The sequence below is a fragment of the Sphingomonas paeninsulae genome (assembly GCF_003660165.1).
Taxonomy (GTDB): Bacteria; Pseudomonadota; Alphaproteobacteria; order Sphingomonadales; family Sphingomonadaceae; genus Sphingomonas_O; species Sphingomonas_O paeninsulae.
The window spans coordinates 1,931,816-1,950,702 of record NZ_CP032829.1; the positions used below are offsets into that span (position 1 = coordinate 1,931,816).

At 58.9% G+C, this 18,887-nt stretch carries 14 protein-coding genes and 1 pseudogene; 2 read left to right on the top strand and 13 right to left on the bottom strand.

Going from position 1 to position 18,887, the window contains the following annotated elements; genetic code table 11:
* Position 1 precedes the first annotated feature (1 nt).
* The 6 genes from D3Y57_RS14925 to D3Y57_RS14950 form a co-directional block, all read right to left on the bottom strand.
* Positions 2–2,551 carry a TonB-dependent receptor gene (locus tag D3Y57_RS14925; RefSeq protein WP_121153848.1) on the bottom strand — a complete coding sequence of 850 codons (2,550 nt, stop codon included), beginning with the start codon at positions 2,549–2,551 and terminating at the stop codon, positions 2–4.
* Between the two features lie 182 nt (positions 2,552–2,733).
* On the bottom strand, positions 2,734–3,561 hold the full coding sequence (locus D3Y57_RS14930; RefSeq protein WP_121153850.1) for a TorF family putative porin: 828 nt from the start codon (positions 3,559–3,561) through the stop codon (positions 2,734–2,736).
* A 160-nt stretch (positions 3,562–3,721) separates the two neighbouring features.
* Complete coding sequence (locus tag D3Y57_RS14935) at positions 3,722–5,230, bottom strand: SulP family inorganic anion transporter (RefSeq protein ID WP_239025870.1); 1,509 nt, start codon at positions 5,228–5,230, stop codon at positions 3,722–3,724.
* A complete protein-coding gene (locus tag D3Y57_RS14940) occupies positions 5,227–5,922 on the bottom strand; it encodes a carbonic anhydrase (RefSeq protein ID WP_121153854.1) in 696 nt (231 codons plus the stop codon). The genes D3Y57_RS14935 and D3Y57_RS14940 overlap by 4 nt, the downstream gene beginning before the upstream one ends.
* Before the next feature lie 128 nt (positions 5,923–6,050).
* Positions 6,051–7,334 carry an ATP-binding protein gene (locus D3Y57_RS14945; protein WP_239025871.1) on the bottom strand — a complete coding sequence of 428 codons (1,284 nt, stop codon included), beginning with the start codon at positions 7,332–7,334 and terminating at the stop codon, positions 6,051–6,053.
* A 26-nt stretch (positions 7,335–7,360) separates the two neighbouring features.
* On the bottom strand, positions 7,361–8,071 hold the full coding sequence (locus D3Y57_RS14950; RefSeq protein ID WP_121153856.1) for a response regulator transcription factor: 711 nt from the start codon (positions 8,069–8,071) through the stop codon (positions 7,361–7,363).
* A 227-nt stretch (positions 8,072–8,298) separates the two neighbouring features.
* On the opposite strand from D3Y57_RS14950, the gene D3Y57_RS14955 reads away from it, so the two are divergent.
* Positions 8,299–8,571 (top strand): hypothetical protein, encoded by a 273-nt coding sequence (locus D3Y57_RS14955; RefSeq protein ID WP_121153858.1) that lies wholly within the window; start codon positions 8,299–8,301, stop codon positions 8,569–8,571.
* 97 nt (positions 8,572–8,668) lie between these two features.
* Here D3Y57_RS14955 and phoU read toward each other — a convergent pair whose 3' ends face one another.
* The 7 genes from phoU to D3Y57_RS14990 form a co-directional block, all read right to left on the bottom strand.
* The gene (gene phoU, locus D3Y57_RS14960; protein ID WP_121156015.1) at positions 8,669–9,370 is read right to left on the bottom strand and encodes a phosphate signaling complex protein PhoU; all 702 of its coding nucleotides are present in this window, start codon (positions 9,368–9,370) and stop codon (positions 8,669–8,671) included.
* A 10-nt stretch (positions 9,371–9,380) separates the two neighbouring features.
* Positions 9,381–10,250 (bottom strand): phosphate ABC transporter ATP-binding protein, encoded by an 870-nt coding sequence (locus tag D3Y57_RS14965; protein ID WP_121153860.1) that lies wholly within the window; start codon positions 10,248–10,250, stop codon positions 9,381–9,383.
* Positions 10,250–11,104 carry a phosphate ABC transporter permease PstA gene (pstA, locus tag D3Y57_RS14970; RefSeq protein WP_239025872.1) on the bottom strand — a complete coding sequence of 285 codons (855 nt, stop codon included), beginning with the start codon at positions 11,102–11,104 and terminating at the stop codon, positions 10,250–10,252. Before pstA ends, D3Y57_RS14965 begins: the two co-directional genes overlap by 1 nt.
* Position 11,105: 1 nt before the next feature.
* Positions 11,106–12,071 (bottom strand): phosphate ABC transporter permease subunit PstC, encoded by a 966-nt coding sequence (gene pstC, locus D3Y57_RS14975; protein ID WP_121153862.1) that lies wholly within the window; start codon positions 12,069–12,071, stop codon positions 11,106–11,108.
* A 53-nt stretch (positions 12,072–12,124) separates the two neighbouring features.
* Entirely contained in the window at positions 12,125–13,159 is a 1,035-nt protein-coding gene (gene pstS / locus D3Y57_RS14980; protein ID WP_121153864.1) for a phosphate ABC transporter substrate-binding protein PstS, read from the bottom strand.
* A 40-nt stretch (positions 13,160–13,199) separates the two neighbouring features.
* Positions 13,200–14,786 (bottom strand): hypothetical protein, encoded by a 1,587-nt coding sequence (locus D3Y57_RS14985; protein ID WP_121153866.1) that lies wholly within the window; start codon positions 14,784–14,786, stop codon positions 13,200–13,202.
* A 198-nt stretch (positions 14,787–14,984) separates the two neighbouring features.
* Positions 14,985–17,030, bottom strand: a complete 2,046-nt coding sequence (locus tag D3Y57_RS14990; protein WP_121153868.1) for a S9 family peptidase — start codon at positions 17,028–17,030, stop codon at positions 14,985–14,987.
* A gap of 55 nt (positions 17,031–17,085) precedes the next feature.
* Between D3Y57_RS14990 and D3Y57_RS14995 the strand changes: the two are divergent.
* Positions 17,086–18,884, top strand: a pseudogene (locus D3Y57_RS14995) (aminopeptidase P family protein).
* Positions 18,885–18,887 lie beyond the last annotated feature (3 nt).

Genomic DNA, 18,887 nt, shown 5'->3' on the forward strand with positions numbered 1-18,887 from the left:
GTTAGAACTTGACCGAAGCTTCGACGCCGAAGGTACGTGGCGCGTTGAAGTTGCCATAATCACCGATGACATTGGCAATGCTGCCGGTTGTCACACTGGTCGTTGGCGCGGCGGGCAGGCTGTTCGATGGATCGCGGCGGAAGACATATTGTTTGTCGAACAAGTTGCGCGCCCATGCCGAGATCGTGAAGCGGTTGTTGCCGCTACCGACGGGAATGTCGGCAAGGGCGATACGACCATTGACGATGAACGACGCGTCAGCCTTCGTTGCGAATTGGTCGAAAGCCTGAGTGGCCTGTGCGTAATTGCCGTCAATATGGAAGCGCAGTTTGACACCGCTGTCGGTCACGGGGACGACATAGTCAGCCGCGCCGCTGGCCGCATTGCGCGGGGTGAAGACGATGTAGAAGTTCTGATACACTGCGGGCGTCAGGCCAGTGGCCGCCGCAATCTGCACCGGTGGGATCTTCGTATAGGTATAGGCATAAGACGCCGACAGTGTCAGGCCCTGAACGGGGTTGACGGTCAGGTCTGCTTCGATGCCGCGAATTTTGGTATTACCCGGCGCATTGATCGTCACAAGGTTGTTGAAGCTGCTTCCGCTGACGAACTGGATCGAACTGATGTCGATCTGGCTGTTCTTGCGATCCATGATATAGCCCGCGACGTTCAGGCGTGCCTTGTGATTGAAGAAATCAGACTTGAAGCCAACTTCGTAGGACTTGATGTCCTCTGGGTTGAACTGCTGATAGTTCGAGGTGCGCGAGCTTGCACCACCGGCGCGATATCCGGTCGCATATTTTGCATAGAGATGGACGTTCTCAGTCGCATCGAACGCCAAGGTCGCCATTGGGTTGAACCGGTTCCATGACTGGTCGAGCGGCTGGTAACCGACGCTGGCGGCAGGCGGGGTGGCGTCATAGTTCACGTTGCGCGAGAAGTGCAGAACGCCGCGCTTTTTATCGTGGGTGTAGCGACCGCCGACCGTCAGGTGGATGGCGTCAGTCGCGTTCCATGTTGCCTGTCCGTAGACAGAATAGCTCTTTGACCAGACTTCCGAAGCGCGATCGATTGAACATCCGTTGACCGCCGCGCCGACGAACAACGGCGTGTTGGCGGTGCAATACGGTATAGGAACATAGTTTGCGCCGGTGACTGCGCCAGCGCCGTTGAGGACTGCAACCGCGCCGATCGAACTTGGCGTGGCGGCATCATCGCTGACATGTTCGTTGAAATAATAAAGACCCGCGACGTAATCAATCGGTCCAACAGTACCGACAGCCTGCAATTCCTGGCTAAACTGGTTCTGACGCAGGTCGGCGAGGCTGTAACGGCTGAATGCACATGGCGCGGCGGCCGTGCACGCTGCGGTGAGATTGACGACAGGTGGACGGTGCGCGCCGCCCGAATTGTCCCACTGGGTTGCTGTTACGCCACGCCATGCGGTGATCGAGCGCAGTTCGATCTGCGGCGAGATCGTCCATTTCAAATTGTTGGTGAAGCCGTGCGTCTTATCAACGCTCGGCTGTTGTGGAACGCCGATATCGGCCGTTTTCATGCGAGAATCGCCGTTGACGACGACACCTGGCAACGGTGGCCGGACTGTGCCGGTCAGGGCCGTATATGCAGTACCGGGCAGGTGGCAATTCGGCGACGCGGCCTGTGTACCGGCGACGCAGCCGTTCGGGTTGAAGTTCAGCAACTGGCTGTAAAATGGCGAGTTCTGATCCTTGGCAACGTCATATGCAAAGTCGTTCGTGATGTTGTCGGTCGGCTGCCAGCGAACGGCGGCACGGAAACCCTGACGGTCGTAATAATTCCAGCCCGTCTGCCCAGCCATAGGGTTTTTCGTTGTCGCACCCTGATATTGCTTCACCGCGTCGAGCTTCAGGCTGAAGCCCTTATATTCGGGCAGATCGATGTGCACGTCGCCGTTATAGGCTCCGTAATTGCCCATTCCGGCGCTCATGCGGCCACCGAATTCGCCGCTTGGCGCGCGGGTCACGATGCTGAGTGCGCCGCCTTCGGTGTTGCGGCCGAACAGGGTGCCCTGTGGTCCCTTCAGGACTTCGATGCGCTCGACGTCGAACAGACCGGCGTTCAGACCGTGCTGACGACCGAGATAGACACCGTCGATATAGATGCCGACGCCCTGTTCGCGTGCAGGCTGGTTGGCGTCGAGTGGCACAATGCCGCGGATGCCCACTGTCAGGGCCGACTGGCGCGCTTCGAAGGTGGCGACACGGAGCGATGGGACCGCGCCGTCGGCAAGGTCATAAAGGCTCTGGACGTGACGATCCTCAAGCGCCTGTGTGCTGAGCACGCTGATGGCGATTGGTGTCTGCTGAAGATTGGTTTCCCGCTTTGTCGCGGTGACGGTGATGTCGGTGAGGCCGTACCCTGCGGCATCTGGAGATTCAGCGTCTGGCTCTGGAGCGGCTTCGACCGTTGCCGGAGCGTCGGCTGCATAGGCGATTTCAGCGGACATCATGCACGCCGCAATTGCCGCACTTGCCATAAGGCACGATCGCGTAAAGTTTGTCTTCGTCATTTAATTTAAGCCCCCAAGTTTCTCAAGGGCGGCCGTTAGGCGCGGCTCGTGACACTATTCTTACGGGAAGATTACAGTTTAAATTGCGACTGAAGTTATTGCCGGACGCGGCCGTCGAGGCTCAGCCCTGTCAAAACGCACAACCACCCCCGGATCGTAGCAACCCGAGGGCGGTTTGCCGATTAGAAGGAAGCGCTTACCGAAAAGAGAATTTTGCCCGCGGCGATCGAAGAACCATCCTTGGTCGAAGAAAAGTTCGGCTGCAGATACAAGGAATCGCCGCGCGTGATGTTGGTGTCGACATAGGCGATGCCCAGCGTGACGGGCGAAATCACATAATCGGCACCGATCAGCCAGTCGGCATATTTGCCGGTGGGTGCAATGCTGGTGCCGTTGGGACCAAGCCCCCGATTACCGTCCGAGTATCCGATATGCCCCTTTATCGTCAGCGCGGTGCCAGGAATGCCAGCACTGGCGTCGCCCCAGATGTAGAGGTTGTCTTCCTTGTCGCCGATGCGGCTCTCTGGAGTGTTGGACCAGTTGCCGAGCGCCTGCTGCTTGGGCGCATAGGCCACGCCCGCGAGCAGCGAAACGGGGCCAGCAATGCCGCTGACCTTTACATAAGGCTCGGCGAAATCGGTTTTGTCCGCGCCGCCTGGATACATATACCAGGTCAGGCCTACATCGACGGTCGCGCCGCCGAATGTGCGTTTATAGCCGCCGATCAGGTCGAGTTCCATGTTCGAACCGCCGAACGTGCCCCAGCCAGCAAGGTTCGATGCCCAAACACCTGCGTACAATCCGCTTTTATGCGTGGCGGTAATGCCGCCCTGCACGGCCATTTCCTCGTCGGACTGCGAAACCCCGCGATATCGGTAATCGTTGACGAGCGTAACACCGCCAGAGATCGTGATAGGTTTCGTCGGCGCTTCCCCCTGAGCGAAAGCCGGAGTGGTGGCACCAGTTGCCGTGGTCAGAACGGCTGTGACCAGAACGAGCAATTTTTTCATTAGAGACTCCCTTTTTTGGATGTCCCTGCCTGCGCTTCGCGGGGTGCAGTCCTCTCAGCCGAATGATCGACCGGGGCTGCATCCACCGCGAAGGCTCCTCTCCTGACTGACTAATTTGCCCGGGATATTGCCCGATTGTTTCAAACTGTTTCCAACGCAGTTAGACAGTGAGCCGCTTCAACTGGCTCGCCGATCCAAGCAGCTCGATATCGAAGCCGCGTTTGCGCTGACGATCGAGCCACTCACGCAGCATCTCGGCGCAGCTATGGTCGATCGACGGTACGCCACCCAGTTCGATGGTGAGCGGCTTGCCCTCTGGGAGATTGTCGAGCGCCTGATTGAGCTTTGGCAGGCTGATAAAGGTCGCGGCCCCGTCGAGACGGACGCGGCAGCGATCGGCATCATTTGCAGTAGCGACCGTCAGGCGAAGGCGACGGAAGCTGGGTGCGAGTTCGACCAGCGACAAAGCGAGGCCAACGAGAACGCCGGTCAGCAAGTCGGTCGTCAGCACCAGCACGAAAGTCACAGCCCAGATTGCAGCAGGCAGCAGGCCATAATTGTGGAACAGGTGCCGGACGTGCTTCAGGCTGACCAGCTTTGCACCGGTCACGACCAACACGCCGCCGAGTGCCGCCATCGGGATTTCACGCAAAACCCACGGCAATAAGGCAACGAAGCCAAGTATCCAGGCACCATGCATTACCGTCGACCAGCGCGAGGTCGCACCGGCCTGCACGTTGGCAGAGCTTCGCACGATAACGCCGGTCATAGGCAGGGCACCGGCGGCACCGCAGAGCATGTTGCCGATACCCTGAGCGCGCAGTTCCTTGTTATAGTCTGTGCGGACACCATCATGCATACGGTCGGTAGCCGCCGCCGACAGCAGAGTTTCGGCGCTAGCGATAAATGCGATCGCAACCGCGCTCAGCAACAATGCCGGATTGACGAGCGGCGCAAGAAAGCCGGCTCCCGGTGTGTCAATCGCAGCGATGATCGACGCAGGAACATCGACGCGCACGACATCCAGTCCGAGGAAGAATGCGATCAAGGTGGCCCCGACGACGCCGATCAGTGCGCTGGGGACGAGTTTGAGTGCCAGCGGTCGGAAACGATCCCAACCAAGCATCAGTGCGATGGTGAACAGGCCGAGGAACAGTGCAAGTTCGGTTGATCCGATGTCGTTCGAAAGCCCAAGTATCCGGGCTGGCATCGCGGCAAGATTTTCCAGACCGTTCGACAGCGGTTTTGCGTCGAACATCGTATGGAATTGCCCCACCACGATCAGCGCGCCGATACCGGCAAGCATTCCGTGAACGACGGCGGGCGAGATCGCGCGGAACCAGCCACCCAGTTTGAAAACACCAGCCAGAAGCTGAAGTAGTCCGGCCAGCAACAGGATCGGGCCGAGCACGGTTATCCCATGGTCGCGGACAAGTTCGAATACGATGACGGCAAGCCCGGCGGCGGGGCCGCTGACCTGAAGTGGCGATCCGGCAAAAAAACCGACGACAAGGCCGCCGATGATGCCTGTAATCAGACCCTTTTCGGGCGAAACACCGGACGCAATGGCGATGCCCATGCAGAGGGGCATCGCCACGAGAAACACGACAATCGACGCGGCGAAATCCTTGACGATCCAACCGCGCGGCTTTTCAACCACGGTGGTCACTCGGCTGCCTCCGGCCATGCAAAGCGGGCGGCAAGACGTTGTCCGGCAGCAAGGGCCACGGGAAGCGGGGTGCCTTCGCGGACAGTTTCGAAGCTGCCAGTTTCGCCATCGAGAGCGAGAACCTGACCAGCGTGAATATCCACGAACCAGCCATGCAGCGACAGGTCGCCGCGTGCGATTCCGGCCGCGACCGACGCATGGGTGCGTAGATGGGCGATCTGCACGACAACGTTTTCAAGCGCGATGGCATGGACGCGTTCATCAGCATTCAGATCGTGATAACCGCTGGTGACGACGGCTTCAGCGGCGTGCGAATGACGCAGCCAAGCCGCGACATTGGGCATTTTGGCGAGCGATTCGGGTTTGCTCAACGCTTTCATCGCGCCGCAATCCGAATGGCCGCAGACGATAATGTCGCGAACACCGAGTGCCATTACGGCATATTCTACGGTCGAGGAAACGCCGCCGTTGGCTTGTGAGAACGGGGGTACGATGTTCCCGGCATTGCGACATACGAACAGGTCGCCGGGTACGGCCTGCATGATGTGTTCTGGAGCAACGCGCGAGTCGGCGCACGAGATCATCAGCGCTTTTGGACTCTGTCCGTCACGCACCAGCTTCGAGAACAGGTCGCTCTGGTTGGGAAACACGGTCTTTTCGAAACTGAAGACCCGCCCGATCAATTCGTTCATGGTCGTACTCCTTGCATCACGCGCAAAACAAATTGCGCTGGAGTACGGAAATTAAGGGGCTAATCTTGCCGCAGAGCAGCACTTATGTGACAAAGCATTGCTGCGGTGAATGTTGTGGCGACCTTTTACTATGGTCGATCGATCTTTATTCGTGCGGATAACCCACCCGACGAACGGTTCGTGAGCGTGAAGACACCACCTTCGGCTTCGACCACGCTTGCGACAATGGCGAGTCCGAGCCCCAGTCCGCTAGTGTTACGTTCGCGCGCGTCGGCAAGGCGGACAAAGGGTTGTTGAACTTCCGCGATTCGGTCTTCGGGAATGCCCGGCCCATCGTCGTCAACGGTGATAGTGATTTCGCTGTCCGAACTCTCCAGCCGAACCTCTGCTCGTCCGCCGTAATGAAGCGCGTTTTCGAGAAGGTTCGATATTGCGCGCCGTATCGCAGAGACGTGCAAGGTTATTTCCAGATGATCGGGACCGATATAATGCGCATTAAGGCCACGATCGGCTGCGTTGTTGACGAGTGTTAAGACGGTCACGGCAAGGTCGGCAAGTGCCGGTTTCTCGGCATCGCTCTGGCGGCCGAAAAAGGCGAGCAGCGAGGCGACCATATCGTCCATTTCGGCGACATCGCTACCCAGTTCTTCGCGCAGACCGGTCTCACGAACAGCCTCTATCCGTAATTGCAGGCGTGCGAGCGGCGTGCGCAAATCGTGACTGACCGCAGCGAGCGCAAGCGTGCGGCTTTCGATCAGCTTGTGGATGCGATCCTGCATTTCGTTGAACGCGTGAATCAAACTTCGGATCTCGGCCGATCCCGCTTCCTCGATCGGCTCCCGCTTGCCAAGGCCAACCTTGCTCGTCGCACCGATCAGCGTGCGGAGCGGACGCAGTGTCGATCTGATCAGCAGGCCGCTGAACAAGAGCAGGATGAGTGCGGGTATCAATGCGCGCAAGATGCGACTGACGGCGAGATTTCCCTGCGAGGTGAGGCCGCGCATCTCGAACGTCATCCAGCTACCGTCGGAGAGCCGGAGGTCGCCCAGCACGGTCGATCCGTTTTGCAGCGCCGGCAGCCGCAGATGCAGGCTTGATCGTGCCAGTTGAGGCTCCCAGGCGAGAATCTGCCGCTGCATCTCATCGAGGTGAGGCCGAAACGACGAGCTGCTCGGCTGAGCGATACTCCATCCGATCCCGTAACGGTCGGTCACAAGGTCGCGCGCTATCCGTTTGCGCTGTTCCTGCGGCCATTTGTCGAGCAGGGCGCGCGACACGACAAGATGTTCGGCGAGCCGGTGCGCTTCGTCTTCTCGCAGCGAAAGCTGGGATGCGCGTTCGTACAATAATGTGCTGGCGCTGAACTCGACGAGGACCGTCAGGAGCAGGATGAGGAAAAGTCGGCCGAGCAAACCGAGGGAATGATTCTTGAGTTGCTTCAGGATCGCGTCACCTCGACCTTTAGCATATAACCGATGCCGCGGATCGTAACGATGGGTGCTTCCAACCCGCTGGCCGACAGCTTTCTGCGCAGGCGACTGACCAAAACATCGATGCTGCGATCGGAGCTGTCCCCCAGCCGGGTGCGGGACAATTCGATCAGGCGTTCGCGGGCGATTACCCGCTGCGGCTGCGACAGGAAGGTGGAAAGCAGGTCGAATTCGGCACCCGTCAGATCGACGATGGCACCGCTCGCCGCGTGAAGCTCGCGGCGCGGGAAGTTGACCGTCCATCCATCGAAATGCGCTTGATCGAGGCGCTTCTCGTTCGCGAATCCGTCGCCCGACCGACGACGCAAAACCGCGCGAATGCGTGCGACCAGTTCGCGCGTGCTGAACGGTTTAGCCAGATAATCGTCGGCACCGAGTTCCAGCCCGATGATCCGGTCGGATTCACTGCCGCGGGCGCTGACGAAAATAATCGGCACGTCACTTTTCCGTCGGATCTGGCGACATAGGTCGATGCCGTTGGTGCCCGGAAGCATGATATCGAGCACGACGAGTTCAACCGGCCCGCCATCGAATGCAATCCACATCTCCGGAGCAGTTGCCGCGGTGCGGACGGCATATCCATTTTCACGGAGTGCGCGGGCGGTGAGGGTGCGCAGCGCGGGATCGTCTTCGACCAATACAATAGATTGTTCGGTCACCAGCGGCTCAGAAAACGAAATAGTACCATAAGTGTCACTTAGCCACGAAGATGCCGTGGATCAACGCGCCTCATGAACAGACCAATGCGGTGCCGGGATCAGCAACACTTTGTCGCGATTCTGCAACCGGCCGTTCGCGATCCAGACACATATCATCACGCCAGCGACAAAGCGCGGCAACGTGGGGCGCCTATTTTGGTGGTCTGATCGATACATGAGGAAGAATAATGATTTTGATTAAAGCCGTAGCAATTTCGATGGCCTTGCTGGCCGTACCCGCAACTGCGCAGTCGCTTAGCGACACGCATGAGATGCACTGGAACCAGGCAGGCAAGGTGCCAGCGGTTCATTATCGTCCCGTGAAGAAACCATGCATTCAGCAGGCGGCTCCGATCCACCTATCGGGCAAGACGCCGTTGATCGTCCATGACAAGAGCGGGTCGAATTGCGCCACGACCATTGCAAGCAAAGAGGCGGATGCAACCACCGAAAAGCAGTAACGCTCTCGGCTATCCCACGTGTTTTAATATCGTGATTGCCAGACCTGAAGGCTGGGTACTGCCCAGTCCTTCAGGACCATCGAGCCGCTAACTATATTTAACCGATCCGCTCGGTAGCGAGCCAGCGGATGCGGTCGGGCATTGCGGTGCCGACCGCAGCGAAATAGACCATCTCGGCGAGGTTGGTCGCATGGTCGCCGATCCGTTCGAGACCCTTAGCCACCGATAGCAGATGAGTGCAGACGCCGATGGTATTCGGGTCTTTCATCATCTGCGCGACCAGTGCCAGTGAGAGTTCGTTGTAGAGTTGATCGATTTGCTGATCGCGTTCCCCAATGTCGCGGGCCGCCTCGGCATCGCGTTTGGCGAATGCAGAAACGGCATCGGCGACCAGTGAAAGGACTGCCTTGCCCATGCTGGCAACGATCCCGCGGCTGTCGATCACGCTGAGGTCTCCTACCACTGACACGCGGCGTGCGATGTTCTTGGCATAGTCGCCGATGCGTTCGAGCACGCCCGCGATTTTAAGCGCAGCAATCACGTCACGCAGATCGTCGGCTAGCGGTGCACGCAAGGCAAGCAGGCGAACGATGTCGCGTTCGATGCCCAGTTGCAGGGCGTCGATCACCCGATCGTTGGCAATGATTGTAGTCGCGGCTTCGGCATCGTTTGTTTCGACCGCCCTCATGGCTGCGACGATCGCGGCTTCGACCAAAGCGCCCATGTGACTGACCGAGGCGCGCAAGGCATCGAGGTCGTCATCGAACGCGTGAAGTGTATGGCGCGTATCGTCGCTCATCGAAATTTCCTTAACCGAACCGGCCGGTGACATAGTCGCGGGTTCGTTTGACGCGCGGGTTGGAAAACAGATCGGGAGTCGGGCCGAATTCGATCATCTTGCCGAGGAACATGAAGCCGGTGTGATCCGAAAGACGTGCCGCCTGCTGGAGATTGTGCGTGACGATCACGATGGTCAGATCGGACTTCAGTGCCATCAGCGTCTCTTCGAGCTTTGCCGTCGAGATCGGATCAAGCGCCGAGGCTGGTTCATCGAGCAGCAGGATTTCGGGTTCGACCGCGATACCGCGTGCGACGCACAGGCGCTGCTGTTGTCCGCCCGACAGGCTGAGTCCGGATGCGTTGAGCTTGTCCTTCACTTCACCCCAAAGCGCCGCGCGGGTCAGCGAGCGTTCTACGATGACGTCCATGTCGGCCTTCGACTTACGCTCGTAAAGTTTCACGCCGAACGCGACATTGTCGTAGATCGACATCGGGAACGGGGTTGGTTTCTGGAACACCATGCCGATGCGGGCGCGCAGGCGGGCGAGATCGACGTTCGACTGGGCAACGTCGCAATGACCGTCGCGTGCTTTCAGGCGCGCGATGCTGGCACGATCGGTAAGGACATCTTCGCCTTCGAGCAGGACACGGCCGGTTGAATGCTGGCCGGGGTATAGATCGTAGATGCGATTGAGCGCACGGAGCAGCGTGGACTTGCCGCAGCCCGATGGGCCGATCAGCGCGGTGATACGGTTGCGCTCGACCGGCAGGTTTATGCCGAACAGCGATTGGGTCTTGCCGTAGAAAAAGTCGAGATTGCGCGTTTCGAGGATCAGTTCGCCGGTCGGGGCGACCATCACGGGTTCGTCCGTATCCACGGATTGGATGTCGAAATTCATCAGCGGTGACTTTCCCGGGACAACACGCGCCCGATGATATTGATGGTGAGAACAGCCGTGGCGATCAGGAGCGCGCCGACCCATGCGAGGCGACGCCAGTCGTCATAGGCTGACAAGGCGAACTGGAAGATGGTGGTCGGCAAGGACGCCATCGGCTGAGTCAGGTTCACACTGAAGAACTGATTGCCGAGCGATGTGAACAGCAACGGCGCCGTTTCGCCCGAGATACGCGCAAAGCCGAGGAGTCCTGCGGTGACCAGACCTGCGGCCGCCGAGCGCCAGACGATCTTGCGAGTGACGAAAGCGCGGGTTGCACCGAGTGCCATGCCAGCTTCGCGAAGGGTGTTGGGCTGGAGGTTCAATATGTCTTCGGTCGTGCGAGTGACTACGGGGACAGCGAGGATGCCGAGCGCAACGGCACCGGCAAGAGCCGAGAAGCCGTGGAACGGCGCGACCAATATGCCGTAAACGAACAGGCCGATCAGGATCGAAGGGGCCGACAGCAGCACGTCGTTCATGAAGCGGACGACCTGCCCATAGCGGGTCTTGCCGCCGTATTCGGAGAGCCAGGTACCCGCGAGGATGCCGACGACCAGCGCAATGAACATCCCGAGGCCGCACATGATGAGCGACCCTGTGATGGCGTTCGACAGCCCGCCTTCGGAACCCGGCGCGGGCTGGGTCATGGTGAAGATTTTTGCATCGATGCCACCGATGCCCTGAATGACCAGCGACCACAGGATCATGACGAGCGCGGCAAGCGCGATGAATGTGGCGATGCCACAGGCGCCGACGAATACCGCGTTTATGATGCGGCGATTACGCGCGCGGGCGATGCCGAATTCCTTTGCCATATCAGCGTTTCGATCTTGCGAGGAGGATGCGGGCGATTGCCAGAACGATGAACGTAATGACAAACAGCACGAAACCGAGCGCAATCAGCGCGGCAGTATGTTCCGGGCTCGATGCTTCGGCGAATTCGCTGGCGATGGTCGATGCGATGGTCGAGCCTGAATCGAACATCGACTTCGGGAAATTATGCGCGTTGCCGATGATGAACGTGACCGCCATCGTTTCGCCGAGCGCACGGCCCAGACCTAGCATGATGACGCCGATCATTCCCTGTCCGACATAGGGAACGGTGACCGATTTCATCACCTCGAACGGAGTACAGCCCAGACCATAGCCAGCTTCGCGGACCTGTGCCGGAACCGTCAGGAGGAGCTCGCGGAAGACGGCGGCCATGTACGGTAAGATCATAATTGCGAGGATCATCGAGGCGGTAAAGATGTTCGCGCCGTTCGGAACACCCTGAACCAGGGTTTCGAGCCAGCTTCCCGGCGTTGCCGCCATCATCAGCGGCATCTGGACGTGTTCGGCGAACCAAGGCGCAAAGACGAACAGGCCCCACATCCCGTAAACAATCGACGGGATACCGGCCAGCAGTTCGATCGCCATCGCTATTGGGCGGGAGAGGCGCGCGGGAGCGAATTCAACAAGAAATATCGAGGCCCCCATCGCCAGCGGCAGCGCCATCAGCAGCGCCAGAAACGCAGTAATCAACGTACCGGCAATGGGTCCGGCCGCACCGTAAACCTCGCCGACAGGATCCCAGGTTGTGGATGTGAGGAACTGGAAACCGAAGGTATGGAAAGCAGGCCACCCCCCGATCGCGAGGCTGATGACGACACCCGAAAGGGTTGCCAGCAGCAGCGTCGCTGCGGAAGCACAGGCCCAGCGAAAGATAATCTCACTGGTCGCACCGGGTGCTTTCTGGGCGAAACCGGATGCTCGCGCGGCGGGAAGGGTGGTTGCTGTCATTTGTTTAAGCGCAAAGTGGCGCGGCGATGAAGAGCACCGCCGCGCCTTTCGCATTATTTCGCTACGTAAACCGGCTTGCCGCCGGACGTAACGCTCGTTGCCCACTGACGACGTATTTGCGCCTTCACAGGGGCTGGCAGCGGCACATAGTCGAGCGCGAGAGCCGAGGCGTCGCCCGTCTTGTAAGCCCAGTCGAAGAACTTCAGCACCGAAGCACCGGTTTCGGCATTCGTCTGGTTTTTATGAAGGAGAATGAACGTTGCACCCGTGATCGGCCATGCGTTGGGACCCGCCTGATCGAGCAGAAGGACATAGTTGCCCGGAGCCTGTGCCCATTTCGCACCCGCCGCAGCCGCCGAAAAGCTGGCTGTTACTGGTGGTGGAAAGCGGTTGGCCTTGTTAGCGACCAATGCATACGCTGCCTTGTTCTGCTTGGCATAGGCATATTCAACATAACCGATCGAACCGACAGTCTGCTTTACGAAAGCGGAAACGCCGTCATTGCCCTTGCCGCCTAAACCGACTGGCCACTGAACGGCATCATTGCCGCCAACCTTGGCCGCCCATTCGGGGTTCTTCATCGACAGATAGGTGGTGAACAGGAAGGACGTGCCCGAACCGTCCGAACGATGGACAACGGTGATCGGGGTGCCCGGAAGCTTCAGATGGCCGTTGAGCGATTGGATCTCAGGGTTGTTCCAGCGGTTGATCTTGCCGAGGAAGATGTCACCGAGAACTGCACCCGTCAGCTTGATACGACCCGCAGCAAGCCCCGGAAGGTTGATGATCGGCACGACGCCACCGACGACCGTTGGGAACTGATATAGACCGGCACCCTGAAGGTCGGCGGGCTTCAAAGGCTTGTCGCTCGCGCCGAAATCGACGGTCGATGCCTTGATCTGCTTGATGCCGCCCCCTGAACCGATGGCCTGATAGTTGAGTTTCGAACCCGTCGAAGCGCGATACATTTCAGCCCAGCGTGCATAAACGGGAGCAGGGAACGAAGCGCCTGCTCCGGCGATGTCGCCAGCTACGGCTGCACCGGCAACTGCCAGTCCGGCGAAAGCTATGATGAATTTTTTATACATTGAATTTCCTAACATGATTGAATCACTGGAACCGTGCTTTTTAGAAGGGATAATATCTGAAGCTTACGAAGCCCATGCTTTGGTTCGCCCTTGGGGCTCCGCCCACAGCAGAAAATAGCTCGCGATCGGTGTAACTATATTGCACTCCAACCTGCGCGCGGCCGAACGCGCCCTGATAGAATTTATCCCAAATCCCGAAGGTTAGCTGACGGACGTCCTTGCTGACCCCGGAGCAAGTCCCACCTTCTATGAGACAACCGCTATTGTTGAGGAGCGGGTTTCCGTAGCCATAAAGCGTGGCACCAACGTTACCAAGGCTTTCACGTTGATCGCGCTCTTCGCCTGCAAATCCGTATAAATCGATGCGCTTTGTCGCGTGTAACGTGGCGCCAACCAAAATCATGGTCTCTCGGATTGGATGGATCGTACCATCAGCGCCAAATGTGACGTCGGGAAGCTGCGACGAGCCATACCGACCGATGCCGCGCCCTGTCATTACAGACGCTTGCAGGTCAAGAACTTTGGGGATCGCCTGGAATACGATGCCGCCACCAAAGCCGCCGCCGGATTTGTTGATGTTATTCGCGCCGTTCACATGGGCGCTGAAATTACGATAAACGCCAAACGCTTCAATATGCAGTCCGTGCCCTCCGAGGTTGGCTTCATAAGCAACCTTGCCGACCATATCGGGAACATGGTTGAGAGAAAGCGTATTCGCCGAATCGAATCCCGATCCGGAAGGTGATGTGTTCGTTATAAAGGCCGGTACAGTACCATTCGAAGTCGTGGCGGGATTTTCAGCAGATACGGCGAGCCACAGTTTGTGATCAAGGAAGTCGGCAGCAACCCGAATCTGAGGCGTGCGGGTCCAGGCAAAGCCGGGAACGTACTGCGCGTCGATCTGTGGCGGCGTAAGCTCATTACGAGGGGTGATGCCTTTAGTGTTCATTGTTACCAGCGACCAGTTTTGGCCCGCCAAGAGATGAATGCCTGAATTCCCACGGTCCCAATCGATCGTGCCGTATAACTGGCGAATGCGAGGGTTGTAGCTGTTGCTCTCGTTCGAGTTTGCAGTTTGAGCAGCGCCCTGAAAATCAAATTCGCCGTACATGCCGAGCGTAACCTGTTTATTCACCTGTCCCTGGGCGAGGAAAGACAGACGACTCTGGCGCGCAGAAAGCCGGCCTTCATTCGTATAGCCCTGGTGGCTTGACGGAAATGGGATCGTATTGAATCCGGTGGATATGTCGTTACCCATGAAGTGCTGACGATAGATGCCTGCCAGTTCCAGAAAACCGCCCGGCGTGATCGTGATGCCTTTGAAGTAAAATTTATCGTTGGCATGCTCCTTCGAAATCGCAGAGGCGATCTGACTGCTCACCTGCGCTTCGGTGACAGATGGAGTCACCGAAACTGCGTGCATCTCCGCTGCCTGCGCTGTCACGGCAGCAGTCTGCGCCTGAACATCGCGTGTTGCGCTTTGTGTCTGGAGTGTTGCCGCTTCCTGAGCGTCGAGGCGGGCGGTCAGAATTTGGATCTGTTCGCGTAAGGCCTTTAATTCGGCGGCCTGAGATGTGCTGGAGGGGCGGGAATGCGTGGGCTTTGCGATAGCGGGGACGGCAACCACGATAGCGGAGAGGCTTGCGGCGCTGAGTAACAGGCGTGAAAGTGGTCTCAAAATTACCCCTAGAGATGGACTCGGCTCCCCAGCACGCGAGTCCCTAGGCTTGGTTTGTGACAGTCAGACGCATGTTTTGTGACAGAATTATTTCAGCATTGTTGCTGGCTTGTATCAGCGGCGGGTAAGGATTTAGGGATCCTGACCTCAACTGCGATTCATTTGCCAGAGAAAGAAAGCAAACTCTTCGGCTGTCTCACGCAGGGATTCGAAACGTCCTGATTTGCCGCCGTGACCGGCTCCCATATTAGTTTTCAGAAGCAAAACATTGTCGTTGGTTTTCAACTCACGGAGTTTGGCGCACCATTTCGCCGGCTCCCAATAGGTTACGCGGGGATCGGTCAGGCCTGCGGTTATGAGGAGCGGCGGGTAGGACTGCGCCTTCACATTGTCATAGGGCGAATAGTCGCGGATCAGGTCGAAAGCCGCGTTGTCGATGATCGGATTGCCCCATTCGGGCCATTCGCCGGGCGTCAGCGGCAGCGTGTCATCGAGCATCGTGTTCAGGACATCGACAAATGGAACGTGCGCTGCGACTGCGCCGAACAGGTCGGGGTCGGTGTTGATGACAACGCCCATCAGTTCGCCACCGGCCGACCCGCCCGCCGCGCAGACTTTGCCGGGGGATGAGAAGCCGAGATCGCACAGGCCGCGTCCAACATCGACGAAATCGGTAAAAGCGTTCCAGCGCTTTTCGAGCTTGCCGTCGAGTTGCCATTGCTGGCCGAGGTCGTCGCCGCCGCGGATATGGGCGATGGCGAAGGCGAAGCCGCGATCGAGCAGACTGATACGTGTTACGGAAAAGCTTGGCGGGATGGCGATACCGTATGCGCCGTATCCGTAGAGATACAGGGGGCGGGTGCCGTCTTTCGGGAAGTCCTTGGCATAGACGATCGAGACGGGAACTTTGGTGCCGTCGCGGGCGGTGATCTCGACGCGTTCGGTCGTGTATTTGCTGGCGTCATAGCCCGAGGGGATGACCTGTTCTTTCAGCGTAGTCATCGCGGCGGTCGCGACGTCATAGGCAACAACGCGATCGGGGGTGATCATGGAATCGTAGGACAGGCGAATGGTGTCGATGGCGTATTCTGGGTTCTCGTCGAGACCGGCGGTATAGCTGGCTTCGGGAAAGGCGATGCGCTTTGGTGCCCCGCCTGCGTAATTGTGGATTTCGATCTGATCGAGGCCGTTCTCGCGACCCTCTACCACGAAGAAGTCGGCAAAGCAGGACACGTCAGTCAGGTAGAAGTCGCGGCGCGGGGCGATGCGTTCCTGCCAGTCGCCCGGTGCAGCAATGGTCGCGGTGGCGAGACGGAAATTGGTGTTCGTATCGTTGGTGACGATGAACAAGGTGTCGTCGTGTGACTCGACATCATATTCGACTCCAGGCTTGCGCGCGCGGACGAGGATCGGTTCGGCAAGTGGGTCGGTGGCGGGTAGCAGGCGGACTTCGCTTGTGGTGTTGTCACCCGTGGCAACCGCGATCCACTTGCGATCGTGGGTCATGCCCGCGCCACACTGAAATCCGATGTCGTCTTCGTGATAGATGATCACATCGTCGGCTACCGGCGTACCTATACGGTGGAGTTTGATCGTGTCGATCCGCCACTGGTCGTTGACCTGACCATAGAGAAATGCCGAGCCGTCGGCGTTCCAGACGAGCGCACCCATCGTACCGGGAACGGTGTCATCGAGCAGCGCGCCGGTCCGCAAATCGCGAATGCGGGCGGTGAAGCGTTCCGAACCATCGTCATCGATCGAATAGGCAAGGAAGCGGCCATCTTCGGTAAGCGAGAGTGCGCCGACCCGGAAATATTCATGCCCTTCTGCAAGGGCGGGTTCGTCGAGGATAAGTTCGTCGGGCCCGCCCGCAACAGGCTTGCGCCACCATTTGCGATACTGACCGCCCATTTCGAACGCGCGCCAGTACAGATATGCGCCGTCCTTTGCCGGCACGGAGGCATCATCCTCTTTTATGCGGGCCTTTATTTCCTGAAACAGCGTTTCGATGAGTGGCTTTTGCGGCTCCATCTGCTCCTCGAAATAGGCGTTCTCAGCCTTTAGGTGATCGAGGATTTCGGTATCCGTGACCTCCGGATAGCCCGGATCGCGCAGCCATGCGTAGTCGTCGGTCAACGTAACGTTGTGATGGGTGGTGGTTGACGGACGGCGTGGGGCGAGGGGTGGAGTCATCGGCGAAGCATACCTATGTTCGTTGAGTCTCCCCCTAGAAGCAAAGATTGCCGTCATGTCCACCTATGCCGACCGCCTTTCCGCCCTTCGCGCCCAGCTTGCCGCGCAAAAGCTCGATGGTTTCGTGGTGCCGCTGACTGATGAACATATGTCCGAATATGTGGGGGACTATGCCAAACGGCTGGAGTGGCTGACCGGTTTCAAGGGATCGGCAGGATCGGCGGTTGTCTTGCCCGAGCAGGCGGCGATCTTTGTCGATGGGCGCTATACTTTACAGGTGCGTGCGCAGGTCTCGGGGGACGACTGGGCCTATATGGGCGTTCCGCAGACGAGCATCGCGGACTGGTTGCGCATGAATGCGAGCGCCGGTGGGCGGATCGGATATGACCCCTGGCTGCACACGCGCGACTGGGTTTCGGCGGCGAAGACGGCGCTGAATGCCAAGGGTGCCGAACTGGTCCCGGTCTTGGCGAACCCGATTGACGCGGTCTGGGACGATCAGCCGGTGCGATCCGAAGCGAGGATTGCGGTTCAGGATACGGCGCTGACTGGGAGGTCATCTGCGGATAAACGTGCGGAGATTGCCGACTGGCTGACCAAAGAGGGTCTTGATGCGACAGTGATGACGGCGCTCGATTCGATTGCGTGGACGTTCAATGTGCGCGGGACGGATGTGACGCATACGCCGGTTGGGCTGGCGTTTGCGATCCTGAATGCCGACGCGACCGCCGACTTGTTTATTGCGCCGGATAAGATCGACGATGCCGTCGCCAAACATTTGGGAAACGGTGTGCGGCTGCATGACCGGACCGAATTTGCGACTGCGCTGGCGGCGTTGGGGGCAAGCGGGTTGCGGCCGATCCAGAGCGGGCGGTGGCGGCGGTGTTCGATGCTTTGGAGAAAGGCGGCGCGAAACTGGTGAAGGTTCGCGATCCCGCAGTGCTGGCAAAGGCGATCAAGAACCATGCCGAGCAGGCCGGTTCGCGCAGTGCCCATGCGCGCGATGGGGCGGCGTTGTCGCGCTATCTGCACTGGCTGTCGGTCGAGGCACCGAAGGGCGGGCTGACCGAAATTTCGGCTTCGGATCAATTGCGTGCATTTCGGGATGAGACGGGCAAACTGCTCGACCTGAGCTTCGATACGATATCGGGTGCAGGGCCGCACGGGGCGATCATGCACTATAAGGCGGACGCGACGACTGACCGCAGGATTGATCCGTCATCGGTATATCTGTGCGACTCCGGTGGGCAGTACGCCGATGGCACGACCGACGTGACGCGCACGATCTGGGTCGGGCCGGGCGAAGCTCCGGCGGAAGTTCGCGATCGTTTCACACGGGTGCTGAAGGGCCATATCGCGCTGGCGACGGCGGTGTTTCCCGAAGGAACCCGGGGTAGCCAACTTGATGGCTTCGCGCGGCAATTCCTATGGGCTGCGGGTCTGGATTACGCGCATGGCACCGGGCATGGAGTGGGCGCTTTTCTGGCGGTGCATGAGGGGCCACAGCGGATTGCCAAGCCCGGCGGTGGGCAGGCGGGGACCGAGGAACCGTTGCGCGCGGGCATGTTCCTCTCGAACGAGCCGGGATATTATAAACCGGATGCTTACGGGATACGGATCGAGAATCTTGTGCTGGTTGAGGAACGGCGGTTTCCCGACGGGGACATGACCATGCTTGGTTTCGAGACGCTGACTTTTGCGCCGATCGACCGGAATATGATGGATGTCGGGTTGCTGACCGGACCGGAGCGCACATGGATCAATGCCTATCATGCCAAAGTTCTGACGATTGTCGGGCCGCAACTGGATGGCGATGCGGCGGTTTGGTTGAGCGAGGTTTGCGCACCGCTTTAGGCT

Excerpts from the sequence above, each read along its gene's own strand:
- pstC (WP_121153862.1), bottom strand. The coding sequence starts at position 12,071 with ATGACAGCAACCACCCTTCCCGCCGCGCGAGCATCCGGTTTCGCCCAG.
- D3Y57_RS14965 (WP_121153860.1), bottom strand. The coding sequence starts at position 10,250 with ATGAATTTCGACATCCAATCCGTGGATACGGACGAACCCGTGATGGTC.
- D3Y57_RS14925 (WP_121153848.1), bottom strand. The coding sequence starts at position 2,551 with ATGACGAAGACAAACTTTACGCGATCGTGCCTTATGGCAAGTGCGGCA.
- phoU (WP_121156015.1), bottom strand. The coding sequence starts at position 9,370 with ATGAGCGACGATACGCGCCATACACTTCACGCGTTCGATGACGACCTC.
- D3Y57_RS14930 (WP_121153850.1), bottom strand. The coding sequence starts at position 3,561 with ATGAAAAAATTGCTCGTTCTGGTCACAGCCGTTCTGACCACGGCAACT.
- D3Y57_RS14940 (WP_121153854.1), bottom strand. The coding sequence starts at position 5,922 with ATGAACGAATTGATCGGGCGGGTCTTCAGTTTCGAAAAGACCGTGTTT.
- D3Y57_RS14955 (WP_121153858.1), top strand. The coding sequence starts at position 8,299 with ATGATTTTGATTAAAGCCGTAGCAATTTCGATGGCCTTGCTGGCCGTA.
- pstS (WP_121153864.1), bottom strand. The coding sequence starts at position 13,159 with ATGTATAAAAAATTCATCATAGCTTTCGCCGGACTGGCAGTTGCCGGT.
- D3Y57_RS14990 (WP_121153868.1), bottom strand. The coding sequence starts at position 17,030 with ATGACTCCACCCCTCGCCCCACGCCGTCCGTCAACCACCACCCATCAC.
- pstA (WP_239025872.1), bottom strand. The coding sequence starts at position 11,104 with ATGGCAAAGGAATTCGGCATCGCCCGCGCGCGTAATCGCCGCATCATA.